This window comes from Vibrio sp. Hep-1b-8, assembly GCF_006124995.1.
GTDB lineage: Bacteria > Pseudomonadota > Gammaproteobacteria > Enterobacterales > Vibrionaceae > Vibrio.
The window spans coordinates 1-19,560 of record NZ_QEWN01000007.1 but is presented as its reverse complement, the minus strand read 5'-3'; the positions used below and the strand labels follow the sequence as shown (position 1 = coordinate 19,560).

Genomic DNA, 19,560 nt, shown 5'->3' with positions numbered 1-19,560 from the left:
GTGTGAGTAACTACACGTTAGATTTTTCGGGGGATGAAGACTTTCGCCCCCTTGCTGCCAGAATGCGCCCTCAAACACTCGAGCAGTATATTGGTCAGCAACATATTCTTGGCCAAGGCAAGCCGCTAAGACGTTCTCTAGAAGCTGGGCATATCCACTCGATGATTCTTTGGGGACCGCCGGGTACAGGAAAAACCACTCTCGCTGAAGTAGCTGCCAATTATGCTAACGCAGAGGTTGAGCGTGTCTCGGCCGTCACTTCGGGTGTAAAAGAGATCCGTGCTGCCATTGAGAAAGCTCGTGAGTATAAACTGGCAGGTCGACGCACCATCTTGTTTGTTGATGAGGTACATCGCTTCAACAAATCCCAGCAAGATGCGTTTCTCCCTCATATCGAGGATGGCACGGTAACCTTTATTGGCGCAACAACTGAAAATCCCTCTTTTGAACTCAATAACGCCTTGCTGTCACGTGCCCGCGTTTACAAACTGACGTCGTTGGCCAAAGAAGATATCCGTCTGGCGCTTGAACAAGCCATTAATGACGAAGAGCGTGGTTTAGGTGGGGTAGAGGCTGAATTTGTCGACAACGTGCTCGATCGTTTATCTGAACTTGTCAACGGTGATGCCCGCATGTCCCTAAACTATCTTGAGCTGCTGTATGATATGGCTCAAGAAGACGCGCAAGGTAAAAAACAGATCACTTTGGCTTTGTTGGCGGAAGTGGCCGGGGAGAAGGTCTCTCGTTTCGACAACAAAGGAGACATCTGGTACGACTTAATTTCAGCGGTACATAAATCAATTCGAGGTTCCAACCCCGATGCCGCACTCTATTGGTCTGCTCGGATGATTGCAGCTGGCTGTGACCCTTTGTACATTGCTCGCAGGCTGTTGGCTATTGCGTCAGAAGATATTGGTAATGCCGACCCGCGTGCTATGCAGGTAGCCCTATCAGCATGGGACTGTTTTACACGAGTGGGGCCAGCCGAAGGCGAACGTGCGATTGCTCAGGCCATTGTCTATTTAGCATGCGCGCCAAAGAGCAATGCCGTCTATACCGCTTGGAAGCAAGCTCTGGCCGATGCGCATAACTTACCTGAGTATGAAGTGCCGCCTCATCTTCGTAATGCTCCCACCAGCCTGATGAAAGATCTTGGTTATGGCGCCGAGTACCGTTATGCCCACGATGAGCCAGGAGCGTATGCGGCTGGTGAGCAATATTTGCCACCAGAAATGTCGGAAAAAACTTACTACCAGCCAACCAATCGCGGCTTAGAAACTAAAATTGGCGAAAAGTTAGATTACTTGGCTAGTTTAGACGCAAAAAGCCCACAAAAACGCTATGAATAAGCGTCCATTTTAGATACATTTATTCGGTTAATATTTTTAGCGCTTGAGCATGAAGCTTGAGCGCGATTTCACTACTAAAAAAAGCATAGGATTAACAATGCTGGATTCTAAATTACTTCGTACAGAGCTGGATGAAACAGCTGCAAAACTAGCACGTCGTGGCTTTAAGCTAGACGTAGAGACAATCCGTACACTTGAAGAACAACGCAAGTCCATTCAAGTAGAAGTTGAAAATTTACAATCCACGCGTAATTCCATCTCCAAGCAGATTGGCCAGAAAATGGCAGCAGGCGATAAAGACGGTGCAGAAGAAATCAAGAAGCAAATCGGTACACTTGGTAGCGATTTAGACGCGAAAAAAGTAGAACTTGACGCGGTAATGGCGAAACTTGATGAAATTACTCTATCGGTTCCTAACCTGCCTGTAGATGAAGTGCCAGACGGTAAAGATGAAAATGACAACGTAGAGATTTCTCGTTGGGGTGAACCAAAAACTTACGACTTCGAATTGAAAGATCACGTTGACCTAGGTGAAATGGGCGACGGTCTTGATTTTGCGAGTGCTACTAAGATTACGGGTGCACGCTTTATCGTGATGAAGGGGCAGTTTGCTCGTCTTCACCGCGCAATTGCTCAGTTCATGCTTGATCTTCACACTGAAGAGCACGGCTACACAGAAATGTATGTGCCTTACCTAGTAAACTCTGACAGCCTATTTGGTACTGGCCAGCTACCTAAGTTTGGCAAAGACCTCTTCCACACAGAGCCGCTAGAAGAGAAAGTGAACGACGAAGAACCACGTAAACTGTCGCTTATTCCAACTGCGGAAGTTCCTGTTACTAACATGGTCCGTGACACGATTACCGACGAAGCAGATCTGCCACTTAAAATGACAGCTCATACGCCATGTTTCCGTTCAGAAGCGGGTTCTTATGGTCGTGACACTCGTGGTCTTATTCGTATGCACCAATTTGACAAAGTTGAATTGGTACAAATCACTAAGCCGGAAGACTCAATGGATGCACTTGAAGAACTCACCGCTCATGCAGAGAAAGTTCTTCAACTGCTAGAACTTCCTTACCGTAAAGTGGTTCTGTGTACTGGTGATATGGGCTTCGGTGCTCGTAAGACTTACGACCTTGAAGTTTGGGTTCCAGCGCAAGAGACTTACCGTGAAATCTCATCTTGTTCAAACATGTGGGACTTCCAGGCTCGTCGTATGCAAGCGCGTTTCCGTCGTAAAGGCGAGAAGAAGCCTGAGCTTGTTCATACACTAAATGGCTCTGGCCTTGCTGTAGGTCGTACAATGGTTGCGATTCTGGAGAACAACCAAGAAGCTGATGGCCGTATCGCAATCCCAACTGTACTTCAGAAGTACATGGGCGGCGCAACGCACATCGGTTAATCGCGAGCGATATATAAAGCAAAAGGCGACTGATACAGTCGCCTTTTTTGTACCTGCGGGAAATAAAAAAGCCGACATAAGGTCGGCTTTGCAGGGCTATGAGCGATTGAGTTTAGATACTCATTTCACCGCGAAGCACTTGCTGCATCTTAACCTTAACTTGTTCGTAGCTTAGACCTTGGCTTAAAAGGTAATGCAGTTTCGCCAGCGCTGCTTCTGGTGTCATATCATAGCCACTGATCACGCCAGCTTCTGCTAAGGCACAACCCGTTGCGTAACCGCCCATATTGACTTTACCAGCGAGACATTGAGTCAGGTTGACGACGAGAACGCCACGCTGTGAAGCCTCTTTGAGGTGATTGAGTAGCTCGGGATTTTGCGGAGCATTACCGACACCGAACGTCAGCAAAATCATTGCATTGACAGGCTGAAGCAACGTGTTGCGAATGACTTCGTGAGAAATTCCTGGGTACATAGTAATCACGCCGATAGGCTGTGGTGTAATGTCGTGAACTTTAAACTCGCCTTCTGGTTTCTTACCGACTTCAATCTCACTGCTGATTTGAATATTGATACCCGCTTCTAGCAGTGGAGGTAGGTTTGGTGAAGTGAAGGCGTTAAAGCCATCAGCGTGAGATTTCGTACTGCGGTTGCCACGCATGAGCTTGTTGTTAAAGAACAGCGTCACTTCGTTAATCGGGTAATTCGCAGCAATATGCAGGGCATTTAGCAGATTGGCTTGACCGTCAGAGCGCAGTTCAGCCAATGGAATTTGAGAGCCAGTGACAATGACAGGTTTACCCAAGTTTTCCAGCATGAACGATAGTGCAGATGCAGTATATGCCATGGTGTCGGTGCCATGCAGGATCACGAAACCATCGTACTTGTCGTAGTTATCACGGATATCATCCGCGATTTGTTGCCAATCTGCAGGTGTCATATCTGACGAGTCAATCAGAGGATCATACTCGTGGATAGTAAACTCAGGCATTTCTGGTCGATGAAACTCTGGCATGCTAGCGAGTTGTTTCTCCATGAAGCCAGCGATAGGAACATAGCCGTGATCATGGGATTTTTGCATACCAATGGTACCGCCGGTGTATGCGATATAAATATGTTTTCTTGCCATTGCTTTGAAACCAGTTAATTGTAGGGGGAACAGAGCGGGGAATTATATCTTAATCTAGGCCAATAAAAAGGGGGATTCCGCACAGGAATCCCCCCTAAATCATCTGGTCGGTTTAGTCACCATGCTGTGAAGCGAAGCTATTGAACCTGACAGTTTAGGCAGAAAGCGTATTGCCCTTTTGGATCATTGAAGCTTTGCAGCATATTCGTATCTTGCAGCACTTGTTTAGCGACGGGTTGGAGTGCTTGCGGCAGCATCGTCGTCGTGTCAATCCCTAAGTGGACACTGACCTGATTCATGAAATCTTGAATAAACTGCTGAGCTGGAGACAGTGGCTCTTCAACCCAATAGAGATTGTATTGCTCAACTTTAGCCAGTTCCGCTGCCAATGCGACTGCGTCATCAAAGTCACCAATTTTATCGATCAAACCGAATTCCAATGCATCTTGACCTGTCCAAACGCGACCTTGAGCTACCTCATCCACTTTGTCTATAGGCATTTTACGTGATTGACTCACCAGACCGATAAAACGGCTATAGCCATGTTCGATCCCCATTTGGAACGCTTGGGATGCGCCATCTGAAAGACCGGTAGTGATACCGACATCAGAGAAAGGCGAAGTACCGATACCATCGGTATAGATACCCAGTTTGTTAAGACCTTTTTCAAACGTCGTTAGCACACTGAAGATGCCTATTGAACCCGTTAAGGTTGTCGGTTGTGCAATGATGCGATCTGCACTCATTGAAATCCAATAACCCCCTGAAGCGGCAAGGCTCGACATCGATACAACGACAGGTTTGCCTGCTTCTTTTAGAGCTTCGACTTCGTTGCGAATGACTTCTGACGCAAATGCGCTGCCTCCAGGGCTGTTAACACGCAGTACAACGGCTTTCACTTTGTCATCATTGCGTGCTTGGCGCAGTAGGGCAGCAACTGTATCGCCCCCAACAGTGCCGCGTGGTTGTGAACCATCCATAATGGCACCACTTGCCACCACAATCGCGATATCATTAGAAGCTAGGTTGAATTTAGGTGTTATTGTCGACTGGTACTCATAGAAGTCGACATAGTTATAGCTGTCTTCTCCGTTGCTACCAAAAACATCGACAAGCTCTTTTCTTACTTGCTGGCGTGTCGCCAGTTGATCGACTAGGCCGACATTTAGCGATAACGAAGCGAGATCACCATTGTTTGCTTTAAGCAGAGCGAGAAACTCGTTCATATCAGGATTGAGTGTTTTGGCATCAAGCTGACGATTGGCCGCGACATCATCAATATATGCCCCCCAAAGTTGCCCTAACCAGCGAGAGGCGGACTCTTTTGCCTCTTTCGACATATCGTCACGTACAAAGGGTTCTATGGCAGACTTATAGGTGCCAACACGGAATACATGGGTATTAACGTCGAGCTTTTCTAAAAGAGATTTGTAGTAAAGTGAATAGGCGCTATAACCTTTCAACATCACGGCACCATCAGGTGCTAGGTAGATCTTATCTGCATAGCTAGCGAGATAGTATTGACTCTGATTGTACATGTCGCCTACCGCGTAGATTGGCTTTCCAGAGGCCTTAAACTCATTCAATGCCTTAGCGATGTAGCGCAGTTTAGTCAGATTGGTTTCTGGCATATCGCGCAGCGCGAGAACGATACCACTGATTTGTGAGTCATCTTTTGCACGTCGAATGGTTTCAACAATATCAAATAGGACGTTTTCTTTCGGTAAGCTCTGGCCAAACAAAGAACCTGTCAACGAATCCATTGGATTGACATAAGTTGCCTGTTCAACAATTGGACCAGAAATATTGACGATCAGCGCGGACTCTTTAGAAACCGTCGGCACAGGCGATTCGGCATTGGTATAGATGAAATAAATAATACCGATACTGGCCAGAAAAATCAGGTTGACGAGGGCAAGACGAATAAAAGTGATCAGTTTCCAGATCCCTTTGAAAAACATGCCAACAAACTTAAAAATACTCTTCATTTTTTCTCCGCTGCGAATCTCGCAGGTTAGGGCTTATCCAATGTAAGACCTTAGAATTCAAGATATAGTTATATCCTACTTAAACTAGTATACCCAAACAACCGTAAGATTGATCGGTGTTACAAAAATGTAAACGGGTGTTTGATTTTTATTTAATGACTTCGTATTCTGGTCAGACCACAATAAAAATAGAGTAAAGTGATGTCTTCCATGTATCCAAACCTACTAAAACCACTAGACCTCGGATTTACCCAATTGAGAAACCGAGTGTTGATGGGCTCAATGCACACGGGGCTCGAAGAACAAAAAGAAGGTCTCGGCAAGCTTGCTGCGTTCTACGAAGAGAGAGCGAAGGGTGGAGTAGGCCTAATCGTTACCGGAGGCTTTTCGCCAAACTTACGTGGTCGACTGCATCCATTTAGTGCTGAGTTTAGTAAAGCCAAACATGCTAAAGCGCATAAGGTCGTGACTGAAGCGGTTCATAAGCATGGTGGCAAAATCGCATTACAGCTTTTGCATGCCGGTCGTTATGCAATGCATCCCTTTGCTCAAAGTGCTTCCTCAATTAAAGCGCCAATCGCACGTTTTGCACCGAGTGAAATGAGCACGCGTCAAATCAACAATACCATCGAAGCCTTTGCTAAGAGTGCTGCTTTAGCGGTTGAAGCTGGCTATGATGGTGTTGAAGTGATGGGTTCAGAAGGCTATCTCCTAAACCAGTTTATCTGTAAACGAACCAACACTCGCTACGATGAATGGGGCGGTAGCTATCAGAATCGTATCCGTTTCCCATTGGAAGTCGTCAAAGCGATTCGTCAAGCCGCAGGGCAAGAATTTATTATCATCTTCCGTCTTTCTATGCTCGACTTAGTGGAGGAGGGCAGTACCTTTGATGAAGTGGTTGAGTTAGCGCAGGAGCTTGAAAAAGCGGGTGTGACCATTATCAATACTGGTATTGGTTGGCATGAAGCAAGAATTCCTACTATCGCGACTCAGGTACCACGTGGGGCATTTACTTGGGTCACTGAGAAAGTTCGTCCACATGTCAATGTGCCGATTGTTACCTGTAACCGTATTAATACCCCTGAAGAAGCAGAATCGATTCTCGCCAATGGTCATGCCGATATGGTCTCGATGGCAAGACCGTTCCTAGCGGACCCTCATTTTGTCATTAAGGCAGAACAGAATCAGTCGCAATTTATTAATACTTGTATTGGTTGCAACCAAGCGTGTCTCGACAACGTGTTCAAAGGTAAACGCGCAGGGTGCTTAGTCAACCCTCTTGCTTGCCGCGAAACAGAGCTGGTGGTCAAACCGGCTGAGGTGAAAAAGAACATCGCCGTGGTTGGCGCAGGGCCCGCGGGTCTAGCCTGTGCTACGACACTAGCGGAAAGAGGCCACAGTGTTGATCTGTTTGAGCGTAATGACCGAATTGGTGGACAGTTCCGTCTGGCGATGCAGATCCCGGGTAAAGAAGAATTTAGAGAAACGATTCGTTATTTCGCTAACAGGATAGATCAAACTGGAGTAAAGCTTCATCTTGATACAGAAGCTAACTATGATCTGCTCGCTGAGTATGATGAAGTCGTGATGGCGTCGGGTGTTGAACCACGCAAAGTCAATATTGAAGGCATTGATACGCCAGAAAAAGTGATCGACTATCAGACATTGATCAAAGAGAAGAGCTTTGTTGGCAATAAGGTAGCGATTGTTGGTGCCGGAGGCATTGGTGTCGATGTTGCGACTATGCTGACTGAACCCAATGGGCACAATCTTGACGATTGGCTGCATGAATGGGGGATCGACAAGGAAATTTCTCATCCGGGGGGCCTTTACCCGTATCCTGAATCGTTGAGTGATAAAACCGTATGGGTATTACAGCGTCGTAAGGGTCGTGTAGGTAAAGGTCCGGGTAAAACGACCGGTTGGATTCACAAGCGTACTTTAGAAAAGCGTGGTGTAAATCTACTCGGTGGAGTGAACTATGAGAAAATCGATGAACAAGGCCTTCACATTAGCGTTGATGACAAAAAACAGTTACTTGATGCAGATACTGTGATCATCTGTGCAGGGCAAGAATCGGTACGTCCTTTTGAAACTCAATGGGAACAGTTTGGTGACAAGCTGCATGTTATCGGCGGCGCAGACTATGCGGGTGAGCTTGACGCAGTAAGAGCGATTAAGCAGGGTGTAGAGCTGGCGGTTAAATTATAAGTCAGAGAATGAATAGATAAGGCCTCCAGTTGGAGGCCTTATTTGTTATCGCTTGAATTACAAAATGACGGTTTTGTTGCCGTAGACAAATACGTGATCGTTTAACACTTTATTGAGTGCTTTACTTAGGACATTTTTCTCTACATCGCGGCCTGCTTGCGCCATGTCTTGAGCACTGAAATTGTGGTCTACAGGTATCACGTCTTGTTTGATGATAGGGCCTTCATCCAGATCATTCGTCACAAAGTGCGCCGTAGCACCAATGATCTTAACGCCACGTTCATACGCTTGCTGGTATGGCTTCGCACCGATAAAGGCAGGAAGGAAACTGTGGTGGATATTGATGATCTTATGGTGGTACTTCTCAACAAATGATGGCGTTAACACGCGCATGTATTTCGCCAACACTAAGTAATCTGCTTGGTATTGGTCGATCACTGTGAGTAGCTTTTGCTCGTGCTCTTGACGATTTAGCCCTTCATGCGATACGTGATGGTAAGGAATGCCAAACTTCTCAGTTAAACTTTGTAACGTGTCATAGTTACCAACGACAGCAGCAATCTCAACATCTAGGCTGCCATCGTAGTTTTTCATGAGAATATCACCAAGACAGTGCGCTTCTTTGGTGACAAGGATAACGACACGCTTACGATTTGAGCCGATGAGCTTGCGCTTAGCGCCTTGCGGCAACGCTTGGTCGAGGTCAGCGAGAAATGTCTGGTCATTGAAGTAACCTTCCAGCTCGGTACGCATAAAAAAGTGGCCGCTGGTGTTGTCGACAAACTCGTTGTTGTGAATGATATTGAGTTGGTGTTTGTAACAGATATTGGTGATCTTCGAAATAAGACCAGGGGCATCTGTACAATGTGTCAGTAGTGTTTTCTTTTCCATTTAGTTAAAACTTCCGTGAATTATTTTTTTTGAATAATGAATTTTTTACGGTATTGCGAACGGTGAGCTCACCCGCATTATTGAAGCTACAATTAAACTAATATCGAAATGGTTTCAACAATTAATCTGAGTTAACCGTTTGCTCAATTTAGATGTTGGTATTTTTTCTCTTATCGCGTTTTTAGGTGGTAGTTATGGATAGAGAGTTATTAGCCCGAAAATTGTACTCAGAAAGAGTGAGCGCCCTCACAGGTGGAAAGGAAGTAGACGAAGAATTACTCGACGAAATGTGGGAAAACCGTGCCTCCCCAGCGGAAGCTGCAAAAGCATTGTCCGATTGCCAGCAAGAAGGTTTCACTGGCCCTGCTTGGTTAACTCGCTACCTCAATAAACGTTAATCTATAAATTGCCTAGGGCGCGAAATCCTGTTCGCGCCTTGGCCTTAAAACTGCCATAATTACCTCCCCTTAAGATTAACGCTCTGCATTTAATGATTTCAAAAACCTTCTCTTCTGAAGGCGCATTAGGAAAAGCCATTCCCGGTTTTCAACCGCGCCAAGCACAACTCGACATGGCTGAAGTCGTTGCCAATGCAATCAAGTCGCAAGGTCAGGTTGTGGTCGAAGCGGGCACGGGTACAGGTAAAACTTTTGCTTACTTGGTTCCTGCACTTCTTAGAGGTAAAAAAACCATCATCAGTACAGGGTCTAAAAACCTCCAAGAGCAGTTGTTCCACCGTGATCTGCCTTTGATGACTAATGCGCTCGGATTTTATGGTCAAGTAGCCTTACTTAAGGGACGCGCGAACTATCTTTGTTTAGATCGCCTTAGCCGACAGATGGTGGAAAGCCACAATCAGACTGCAGATCCGACGCTACTCAGTCAGTTAGTTAAAGTGCGTAGCTGGTCATCCGAAACGAAAACCGGAGATTTGGGGGATTGCGATGCTATAGCAGAAGACAGCCCTGTGATACCGACCATCACTTCTACTAACGACAACTGCCTTGGTAAAGAGTGCCCGAGCTATCAGGAATGCTTTGTGCTTAAAGCACGTAAAAAGGCGATGGATGCAGACATAGTGGTCGTCAACCATCACCTGTTTTTAGCTGATCTTGCGATCAAAGAAACTGGCTTTGGGGAATTGATTCCGGAAGCTGACGTTTTTATTTTCGATGAGGCTCATCAGCTACCGGACATTGCCAGCCAATACTTTGGCCAATCTCTATCCAGCCGACAAGTTCATGAGTTATGCAAAGACATTGAAATCGCCTATCGAACTGAAGCGCGCGATATGCGCCAGCTACAGAAAGCGGGTGAGAAGCTCTATCAGACAGTGATGGATTTGCGCATAGTCCTTGGTGAGCCAGGGTTTCGTGGTAATTGGCGCGAAGCCATTAATTCCCCTTCGATTGGCCGAGAGTTGCGCCGACTTGAAGAGACATTGGATTTTGTTATCGAAGTACTCAAGCTTGCTTTGGGGCGCAGTCAGTTATTGGATAGTGCGTTTGAACGCGCCAATACCATCAAAGCAAGATTGGTGAGGGTTTGTGATGTCTCGATTACGGGTTACTCTTATTGGTATGAGACGAGTCCACGACATTTCAGTCTGCATATCACCCCATTAACCGTAGCCGACAAGTTCCATGAACAGATTGAGCTCAAGCAGGGGGCATGGATATTTACTTCAGCGACCTTGGCGGTGAACAACGATTTTGGACACTTTACCGCTCGGCTAGGATTGAAACCCCAAGTTCAAATGTCTTTACCAAGTCCGTTTGACTATCAAAGTCAGGCGAGGTTGTGTGTTCCCCGTTATCTGCCAGAACCGAATAGTCCGGGAATGGCCGACAAGTTAGTCACGATGCTAAGCCCTGTTATCGAGCAAAACCAAGGGCGCTGTTTCTTTCTCTGTACATCGCATAGCATGATGAAAGAGCTGTGTGAGCGTTTTCGCCAGCACCTGACGATACCTGTATTGATGCAAGGTGAAACCAGCAAACAAAAAACACTCGCGGAATTTATGGAGCTGGGGAATGCGCTGCTGGTGGCGACGGGGGCATTTTGGGAGGGGATTGATGTTAGAGGTGATGCGCTTAGCTGTGTTATTATCGACAAATTGCCTTTTACCGCACCAGATGACCCACTATTGAAGGCTCGCATTGAAGATTGCCAGCTAAAAGGGGGAGACCCCTTTGCTCAGGTTCAAATACCGGATGCAGTAATCACCCTCAAACAGGGTGTTGGGCGCCTAATTCGCGACAAGAAGGATAGGGGAGCTCTGATTATTTGTGATAATCGCTTAGTAACCCGAGACTACGGTAGGGTCTTCCTTGCCAGTTTACCTCCGATACCCCGCACACGTGACCTAGCGGTGGTACAGGACTTTCTTAAACATAAGTCATGTCAAAATTAAACAAACAATCAGAGATATCAATGAGTGTAAAGATCCTTGCTCTAGATACGGCGACTGAGAACTGCTCAGTTGCTCTTTTAGTAGACGATAAAGTGTACGTGCGCAGTGAAGTTGCACCACGTGATCACACCAAGAAAATACTGCCTATGGTAGATGAAGTACTGAAAGAAGCGGGGTTAACCTTAGCGGAACTGGATGCACTTGCCTATGGACGTGGCCCGGGTAGCTTTACTGGTGTGCGAATTGGCATTGGTATTGCACAAGGTTTAGCGTTCGGCGCGGATTTACCTATGATCGGTGTGTCGACACTAGAAGCTATGGCTCAGGGAGTCTACCGTAAACACGCTCAAAGCCATGTCGCGACTGCGATTGATGCGCGTATGAATGAGGTTTATTGGGGACGTTTCACTCGTCAAGAAGATGGCACTTGGCTAACGGTCGATAGTGAATGTGTGACGCCACCTCAGCGGGTCGCCGATAATAGTCAAGCCGATGAACAGGTATGGTTTACGGCAGGGACAGGTTGGGATGCTTACCCAGAACAACTCAATGGTCTACAGTTCAACACGCAGAAGAGTGATGTATTGTTCCCTGATGCAGAAGATATTGTTCAACTAGCAAAATTTGAACTGGCTAAAGGTAACGCAGTGGATGTCGAAGAGGCGAGCCCAGTCTACCTTCGCGATACAGTTGCTTGGAAGAAACTACCGGGCAGAGAATAACGACGTTCATCAGATAAACGGCATAAGCGGATAGTATGGTATCAATTAACGGTTTACCTCCTTCGGTCCCTGGCCCCAATAGGGCAAATAAGGCCAATAAGAAGAATGAGGTCAAAAAATCAAGTGATAAAACACCCGTTAGCCAACCGAGTAAGGTGGCGAATGCGGTGGCACATTCTATCCGCCATGTCAGCGAATCTGAACTCCATAAAGCACAAGTTCAGTACGACCTTCCGCAAGGACGAGGACGTAAGGCAATGGAGGAGTATATGAACGTTATGACGCAAGCAAAGCGTGATGAACTATCGCGATTGCTTGGTGTCGATATTTACATCTAACGTTATGGGCTTGTCTAACGCTATGTCTCTTCGTCTATTACAACCACTGTTCATCTTGGTCGGAGCAGCATTGCTGTCGGCCTGTAGTGCGTTGCCAGAAACCTTGAAATCCGATAATCCACAGCTCATCACCGATTACACGGTTTGGCAGTCTACGCACAATAGCGGCGATGAAGTGCGTCTCGGTGGTTTGGTCGCCAGCGTGACCAACCTTAAAGACACCACTCGTGTAGAAGTCGTCAACCTGCCAATTAGTGCATCGGGCAAACCGGATATTACCCAAGAGCCTCAAGGCCGTTTTGTTGCTTACATTGAGGGATTTGCTGATCCAGTGACCCTATCAACAGGGCGACTGATCTCACGACTTGGTGACACTCAACCTAGAGAACAAGCAAAGGTAGGTGAGTATAGCTATGACTTTCCCGTAATGAAGGTCAAAGGTTATCACCTATGGAGGATTGAAGAACGTGTCATCATTCATGACTTCGACAGTTACCTATTTCCATGTCATGGGCTGTATTGTCGCGAATCTCGTTATGGGCCTAAGCAAGGCAAAGTCATTCAAGAAGTCAAATAATGCGCGTTGAACGTAGATGGAATATTGCCGATGGCCATATTGCAGCCATCGAATACGGCTGCAAAGAAACGGCTGAATTATCCGTCGTTTTTTTACATGGTTGGTTGGACAACGCGGCCAGCTTCGAAAGCGTGATGAGAGAGTTACACGCAATCAGTCCTCAGTTTCACCTTTGCGCAATCGATTTACCTGGTCATGGCCTTTCTAGCCATAAAAATGGCGGCAATTTCTACCCATTTCACGACTATATAGAGGACGTTTACCAGTTTTTGGCTAACTTATCGCCAAACAGACTGGTACTAGTGGGTCATTCGCTTGGTGCTTTGATTGCAAGTTGCTATAGTGCCGCCTTTGCTGAGCAAATCGATGGATTAGTTCAGATAGAAGGGTACGGACCTTTGGCTGAATCATCACAAAATGCCGTTTCTCGGCTACGAGAAGGTATATTGAGTCGGCAAAGAATCCGTAGAAAACCGATGCGTGCCATGCAGTCAGTCCAAGAAGCGATAGAGCGTCGAGCAAAAGTGAACGAACTTGACGCAGAGTTGATTGCTCCCGTCGTGAAGCGCGGCCTAATCGAGATAGAAAATGGTTGGCAGTGGCGACATGACGTTAAGCTACAGAGCCAATCACTGTATCGAATGTCGCTGGAACAAGCGGCAGTATATCGCCAGCAGCTCACCCTACCTCAACAGGTTATTCTTGGTGAGCAAGGTTTCTCTTATTTGCAGTCTTTTCAGAATGATACTCCCGATTCCACTCATGTAGAGATGATCGAAGGTGGTCACCACTGTCATCTGCAATCCCCTTTTAGAGTAGCTAGCCTAATTTTTGGTTTAGTTAACAAAATTTAAACAAGTGTTTGAGTCTTTCGTGCTCAAGCAGCCCGCCTGTGCTGTAATAGACGACATTGCAAATAGAGCGTTTCACATAGTAGACAGCCAGCTAATTTTGAGGAGTTTTACCGTGGATAAACCTTGGTTATCACGTTATCCAAGTGATGTGCCAGAGCACATCAACCCAGATCAATATCCATCCTTGGTGGAGATGTTTGAACAGTCAGTACAAAAGTACGCTGACCAGCCTGCATTTATGAACATGGGCTCGGTAATGACTTTTCGCAAGCTGGAAGAGCGTAGCCGTGCATTTGCGGCTTACTTGCAGAATGAGCTGAAGTTGAAAAAAGGCGACCGTGTCGCTTTGATGATGCCTAACCTCCTGCAATATCCGGTGGCGCTGTTTGGCGTTTTACGCGCAGGTATGATCGCTGTCAATGTCAACCCTCTTTACACACCTCGTGAACTTGAGCACCAACTGAACGACTCTGGTGCGAAAGCGATTGTGATTGTTTCTAACTTTGCCAACACCCTTGAGCAAATCGTTGATAACACATCAGTGAAGCACGTTGTTCTGACCAGTCTCGGTCAAATGCTACCGCGAGCAAAAGGCACATTGGTCGACTTCGTGGTTAAGTATGTCAAAGGCATGGTTCCTAAATATGACCTACCGGGCGCAATTTCCATGCGCCAGGCGTTACACAAAGGTCGTCGCCTTCAATACGTGAAGCCATTTATGTCGGGTGACGATATTGCCTTCTTACAGTACACCGGTGGTACAACAGGAGTCGCTAAAGGAGCGATTCTTACTCACCGTAACATGATTGCCAACGTACTACAGGCGAAAGGTGCGTATGGTCCGGTTTTGTCAGAAGGCCGTGAGTTAGTCGTAACCGCATTACCGCTCTACCACGTATTTGCCTTGACGGTGAACTGTCTGCTGTTTATCGAAATGGGTGGTCAGAACCTATTGATTACCAACCCACGCGATATTCCTGGTTTCGTTAAAGAACTACAAAAATATCCATTTACTGCGATTACCGGTGTTAATACCCTGTTCAATGCATTGGTTAACAACGAAGACTTCCATGAACTCAACTTCAGTAATCTTAAGTTGGCAGTTGGTGGTGGCATGGCGGTTCAACGCGCAGTCGCAGACCAATGGAAGAAAACCACAGGTATTCATCTACTTGAAGGCTATGGTCTGACAGAATGTTCACCACTAGTAACGGGTAACCCATATGACCTGACTGATTACACAGGGGCGATTGGTTTACCGGTACCATCAACTGAAGTTCGTATCGTTGATGATGAAGGTAATCCTCTCGCGAATACTGAAGTTGGTGAACTTCAGGTTCGTGGTCCACAGGTCATGCAAGGCTACTGGCAACGCCCTGAAGCCACCAAAGAGGTGATCAATGCCGAAGGGTGGTTATCGACCGGTGACATCGTTAAGTTTGATGATGAAGGGCTAATCCACATTGTCGACCGTAAGAAAGATATGATTTTGGTATCTGGCTTTAACGTGTATCCAAACGAAATTGAAGATGTCGTGGCTTTGCACGGTAAGGTACTTGAGGTTGCTGCGATTGGTCAGCCACATGAAGTGTCTGGTGAACTGGTTAAAATCTATGTTGTTAAACGTGATCCTAGTTTGACTAAAGATGAGATCATCGCTCACTGTCGTCAGCACCTAACGGGTTACAAGATTCCTAAGCTTGTTGAGTTTAAGGACGATCTGCCGAAAACCAACGTAGGTAAGATTCTACGCCGTGTACTTCGTGAAGAAAACGATGCCAAGCTAGCAGAATCGCAACAAGGCTAAGTGAGTTAACTCAGCAAGCCGCAATGTTTGGTGATAGAATGCCGACTATACATAGTCGGCATTTTTTATGTCGATGGAAATCGCTCATAGTGAGAAGTTAGTGAAATATCAGATTATTACTCAGTCATCACAGCTAGAAACAGTGTGTAACAGCGCTAGGGAAGCGGACGTTGTGATGTTGGATACCGAATTTGTGCGCACTCGCACCTATTATCCACAGCTAGGTTTGATTCAACTTTTTGATGGAGAAAACCTGTCGCTCATTGACCCCACGGTCATCGATGACATGACGGCCTTTGTCCAGTTACTGCAAGATACGTCAGTGCTGAAAGTCCTGCATGCTTGTGGTGAAGATTTGGAAGTATTTCACAATAGCTTTGGCTGTTTACCTTACCCTATGGTCGATACGCAGCTAATGGCAGCCTTCCTCGGCCATGGCTTATCGACAGGTTTTGCTGCACTGGTAGCGGATTACCTAAACGTTGAGTTGGACAAAAGTGAGTCACGTACAGACTGGTTGGCGCGACCATTGACCGAGAAACAGCTAGAGTATGCCGCGGCCGATGTATATTACTTGCTTCCCCTTTATGAACAGCTATTTGAGAAAATTACTCAGGCGGGCTGGTGGCAGGCCGCTCAGCAAGAAAGTGATTTGCTTGCCTCGAAACGAATTAAAACAATTCAACCCGAGCGCGCCTACCTTGATGTTAAAGGGGCATGGCAATTAAAGCCTAGCGAATTAGCCGTTTTGAAACCTCTAGCAACATGGCGACTAAAAGAGGCGTTGAAGCGGGACTTAGCGCTGAACTTTATCTTCAAAGAAAATGACCTTCTGAACGTCGCTCGTTTGGGTATTGAGAGCCGCAAACGAATGGAGCAGGAGGGGATGGACTTGCGTTCTGTTCAGCGTCACAGTGCACGCATCATTTCCATCGTCAAATCAGCGCTGATGACTCCGCAAGAGGAGTATCCGCAAAAAATTGAGCGTCTAATGGATATGCCTGGCTATAAGCAGAAGTTTAAAGTGCTTAAAGATGAGGTTAAACGCGCCTCTCTGGCGAGTGGATTAGCCACGGAATTCTTAGCATCGAAAAAGCAATTAAATCAGCTTATTAGTTGGGTGTGGAAAAAAGACCGTGACCCTGCTTCGCTTCCTGATGTGATGCAAGGTTGGCGTTTGGAACTGTTTGGCGAAAAACTGAATAAGCTTCTTTAAACACGCTTTAATGGGGCTCGATGGAACAGAAAACAACATTAATAGGGTTAACTGTTCCTTTTGCCTAGGGTTTGTCCGTTGAGTTTGTTGATAACAGATCAGTTGCTTATGCTTGCGAGCATGTCGAACGTTTCTTCAAGTTGGTAAGCACCATGTTTAACAATGCCGTCACCGTTGGAACGCCAACCAGTACAGGCGGAAAAGTCTTAACAGGCAGTGCTGGCGTAAAAATTAACAACTTGGATGTGAGTCTCTTGGGAGACCAAGCTACCTGTACTTGTGGGGATGAAAACTGTCGTGGAGTAGGTCCAATCATGCAGGGCTGCCCACGAAATATTAAGATTGGTGGCAAGCTGATAGCGATGAAAGACGATCCGGTTGATACCGGATGTGGCAATTGTTTTGTGCTTTCGAGTGGCGACGCCGTGAGTCTTGGTGCTCAAATGTCTGGCTCAATTGATATGGGTGCAGGCGTTAATATCGGGCAGGGTGTCAATATCAATATGGGGTCGGGCGTGAGCTTGGGGCAAGGTGTCTCTTTTGGCGGTCGCTCTGCTGCTTCACTATCTACAACGTCCAACTCGACCAGTCATTTATCACCAATGAACGACCTTTATCGCTCTGATCTATTGCTTTATAGCCAAACTCAAACCATCGACAAAATATTGAGTGATTCTCTCGCTTTAGAGTGTTCTCTTGAAGAAGAAATGGCGAAGAACATGCAACATGTTCTTATCACCGATTTGGAGGATGCACACAAGATCCTGCATAACCTTTGGCTGGAAGCAGGGAAAGATGTTGCTGCCCTTGCTGCGAGTATTAATACTGCGAAATCATGGTTTAGCCACACAGGGCCGCTGTTTGATGCTGCTTCAATTGCCAAGCAGTTTGGTGATATGGGCGTTAAAGCGGATTTGGTTGAGAGCAAAGGCAAAACCTTTGTGGCGTTTAACGGCACAGATCAGAATGGAAGAGTGCTCAAATATGCGTTTGTGAATGGTACTCGTATCAAGATGAACGGAAAAAAATACCCGCTCAACTCATTTAAAGCAATGCAAGCTGGCTTTAGCCCAAAATCAAGAGCCGCGAATTTTAAAGGGGCAGGAGTATTAACGTTTGTCGTGTCGGCCACTATTGCAACTAGTGATTTAGTGTTCAAGGATGATTATCACCTTGTGAACTGGTTTGGGAATGTTGGAGCTGATATGTTTAAGTTTATGCTTCAGACAGCTGTCGGTGAGGCCGCATTGTTTGCTGCTGCTTTCTTAGGTCAGCCTATAATTATTGGTGCAATTGCTATAACAGCAACATATGTTCTAATTGAATGGGCTTGGGGCGAATACAAAATATCTCAAACGATAGTTGAGAGGTTAGAGAGTGCGATATCAAACTAAAATCCGTTTGGCTAGCTTGTTTTTTATTTCGCTAATGTTGTTATGTTGGTTTTATCCTTCTTATGGGGTATATCTGGATTACCTTGATCTATTAAATCGAGCTGATACTGTGCAAGTTTCCATCATTACTTTGTGGGTTCCTGTTGGTGTTTTTGGGGCTTTAGCATGTGTCTTATTCATGACGCCAAAAGCTATGCTATATGGGAAGAAGGTTAATGAACTTTTTTCTCAGAGAGCTATGCAGTTAGCCAACAAAATTAGTCTTTATTTTGCATTAGCTGGCGTGGCTTTTGCTGCGGGATGGACATATCACTCTATCGACTTGTTAGAAAAATATGGCTATGTGTACAGCCGAGATTTGACAAGAATAACTCCAACGGGAATACATTTAATGTACATTAAAGCAACGCATTGAGTTGGTTTAATCGTCAATTAGCTTTAAAGGCGTCGAGTCTTTGGACATCCTTTAGAGGATTACGCAAAAATAGAGATCGTCAAATTCCCTCGGTAATTAAGCGAACGACAGAATCGCTTGGTGATAACATGTGTGCTGACGGGGCATGTAACACGAAATTGCCCCGAAACGCGTTAACGTAATTACTCAGAAGAGAACCATGTCACTGAAGTCGCCTTATTTTTCCTCATGGTTAGCAACAGAGAAACCGCAATAAAAAGCACCTATACCAAGCAACATGTAACAAATCGGCGGTGGTTTGATACGCTGACCACCGCTAATAGCCACATACTATTTAATTGGTAGGTAGATCTCCGTTAACAACTCACATTCATTTACTTCATGAACAAAATTTAAGTAACGGAAGTAACAAGGGTAGTCTCTTAATTCTTCTTCACTATTTGGCAGCCATTTTTGATATAAGTGATAAACGGTATCGCCAATGCTGTCATGGCTTCCTTTATGGACTGCCATGGCGCACCTCCCACTTGGTATTGTTCCAGATTTAATTCCATAGGCATTACTTGGAACCTCTCCTTCGTGCGAGCCACAGATATCAAACTGAAACTGATCATCTGGCGTATCGCTTGGGTCTGAATGAGGAATACCAAATGTTTCGCTGGTTTTTATTGGAGATAAACCTGTTAATTTTCGCCAATTTATAAACTTAGCTGCTGTCTCGTATACTAGTCGTGGGCTACCTTTATGTTCAATTAATGCAACTTCTCTTTTTTCGAAATCTACGATTTGAACATCCATTACCCTTTCTCCTGTTATTGGTGGATGATATTCATACTTTGAGTGCCAAG

At 45.9% G+C, this 19,560-nt stretch carries 17 protein-coding genes and 1 pseudogene; 14 read left to right on the top strand and 4 right to left on the bottom strand.

The window, feature by feature from the left end:
- Window positions 1–2: 2 nt before the first annotated feature.
- Both DA100_RS02650 and serS read left to right on the top strand, forming a co-directional pair.
- Window positions 3–1,349: a replication-associated recombination protein A gene (locus DA100_RS02650; protein ID WP_138970746.1), complete on the top strand. Its 1,347-nt coding sequence runs from the start codon at window positions 3–5 to the stop codon at window positions 1,347–1,349.
- A 97-nt stretch (window positions 1,350–1,446) separates the two neighbouring features.
- Window positions 1,447–2,754, top strand: a complete 1,308-nt coding sequence (serS, locus tag DA100_RS02645) for a serine--tRNA ligase (protein ID WP_138970745.1) — start codon at window positions 1,447–1,449, stop codon at window positions 2,752–2,754.
- A 112-nt stretch (window positions 2,755–2,866) separates the two neighbouring features.
- On the opposite strand, the gene ansA is transcribed toward serS, so the two are convergent.
- Entirely contained in the window at window positions 2,867–3,883 is a 1,017-nt protein-coding gene (gene ansA, locus DA100_RS02640) for an asparaginase (protein ID WP_138970744.1), read from the bottom strand.
- Window positions 3,884–4,020: 137 nt separating this feature from the next.
- Window positions 4,021–5,871 (bottom strand): signal peptide peptidase SppA, encoded by a 1,851-nt coding sequence (sppA, locus tag DA100_RS02635; protein WP_138970743.1) that lies wholly within the window; start codon window positions 5,869–5,871, stop codon window positions 4,021–4,023.
- Between the two features lie 201 nt (window positions 5,872–6,072).
- On the opposite strand from sppA, the gene DA100_RS02630 reads away from it, so the two are divergent.
- Window positions 6,073–8,085: an NADPH-dependent 2,4-dienoyl-CoA reductase gene (locus DA100_RS02630; protein ID WP_171052120.1), complete on the top strand. Its 2,013-nt coding sequence runs from the start codon at window positions 6,073–6,075 to the stop codon at window positions 8,083–8,085.
- Between the two features lie 57 nt (window positions 8,086–8,142).
- Here the strand turns inward: DA100_RS02630 and purU are convergent, their stop codons facing one another.
- Window positions 8,143–8,976, bottom strand: a complete 834-nt coding sequence (gene purU / locus DA100_RS02625; RefSeq protein ID WP_138970742.1) for a formyltetrahydrofolate deformylase — start codon at window positions 8,974–8,976, stop codon at window positions 8,143–8,145.
- Between the two features lie 194 nt (window positions 8,977–9,170).
- Between purU and DA100_RS02620 the strand changes: the two genes are divergently transcribed.
- The 11 genes and pseudogenes from DA100_RS02620 to DA100_RS02575 all read left to right on the top strand — a co-directional run bounded on the left by DA100_RS02620 (window position 9,171) and on the right by DA100_RS02575 (window position 18,712).
- A complete protein-coding gene (locus tag DA100_RS02620) occupies window positions 9,171–9,374 on the top strand; it encodes a hypothetical protein (RefSeq protein ID WP_138970741.1) in 204 nt (67 codons plus the stop codon).
- A gap of 92 nt (window positions 9,375–9,466) precedes the next feature.
- Window positions 9,467–11,389 carry an ATP-dependent DNA helicase gene (locus DA100_RS02615; RefSeq protein ID WP_138970740.1) on the top strand — a complete coding sequence of 641 codons (1,923 nt, stop codon included), beginning with the start codon at window positions 9,467–9,469 and terminating at the stop codon, window positions 11,387–11,389.
- 20 nt (window positions 11,390–11,409) lie between these two features.
- On the top strand, window positions 11,410–12,111 hold the full coding sequence (gene tsaB, locus DA100_RS02610) for a tRNA (adenosine(37)-N6)-threonylcarbamoyltransferase complex dimerization subunit type 1 TsaB (RefSeq protein WP_138970739.1): 702 nt from the start codon (window positions 11,410–11,412) through the stop codon (window positions 12,109–12,111).
- A 35-nt stretch (window positions 12,112–12,146) separates the two neighbouring features.
- Window positions 12,147–12,449 (top strand): chromosome partitioning protein ParA, encoded by a 303-nt coding sequence (locus tag DA100_RS02605; protein WP_138970738.1) that lies wholly within the window; start codon window positions 12,147–12,149, stop codon window positions 12,447–12,449.
- 22 nt (window positions 12,450–12,471) lie between these two features.
- On the top strand, window positions 12,472–13,026 hold the full coding sequence (locus DA100_RS02600; RefSeq protein WP_138970781.1) for a Slp family lipoprotein: 555 nt from the start codon (window positions 12,472–12,474) through the stop codon (window positions 13,024–13,026).
- On the top strand, window positions 13,026–13,880 hold the full coding sequence (locus DA100_RS02595; protein ID WP_138970737.1) for an alpha/beta hydrolase: 855 nt from the start codon (window positions 13,026–13,028) through the stop codon (window positions 13,878–13,880). The genes DA100_RS02600 and DA100_RS02595 overlap by 1 nt, the downstream gene beginning before the upstream one ends.
- A gap of 112 nt (window positions 13,881–13,992) precedes the next feature.
- On the top strand, window positions 13,993–15,687 hold the full coding sequence (gene fadD / locus DA100_RS02590; protein ID WP_138970736.1) for a long-chain-fatty-acid--CoA ligase FadD: 1,695 nt from the start codon (window positions 13,993–13,995) through the stop codon (window positions 15,685–15,687).
- A 100-nt stretch (window positions 15,688–15,787) separates the two neighbouring features.
- Entirely contained in the window at window positions 15,788–16,903 is a 1,116-nt protein-coding gene (rnd, locus tag DA100_RS02585) for a ribonuclease D (RefSeq protein ID WP_138970780.1), read from the top strand.
- A 152-nt stretch (window positions 16,904–17,055) separates the two neighbouring features.
- Window positions 17,056–17,283 (top strand): annotated as a pseudogene (locus DA100_RS21560) (PAAR domain-containing protein); the annotation flags it as partial.
- Between the two features lie 222 nt (window positions 17,284–17,505).
- Complete coding sequence (locus DA100_RS21555; RefSeq protein ID WP_346763715.1) at window positions 17,506–18,297, top strand: hypothetical protein; 792 nt, start codon at window positions 17,506–17,508, stop codon at window positions 18,295–18,297.
- Between the two features lie 109 nt (window positions 18,298–18,406).
- Window positions 18,407–18,712 (top strand): hypothetical protein, encoded by a 306-nt coding sequence (locus DA100_RS02575; protein WP_240800868.1) that lies wholly within the window; start codon window positions 18,407–18,409, stop codon window positions 18,710–18,712.
- 330 nt (window positions 18,713–19,042) lie between these two features.
- Here DA100_RS02575 and DA100_RS02570 read toward each other — a convergent pair.
- Window positions 19,043–19,560 (bottom strand): GyrI-like domain-containing protein (locus DA100_RS02570; RefSeq protein WP_171052119.1); only part of this gene is annotated, 518 nt, incomplete at its 5' end.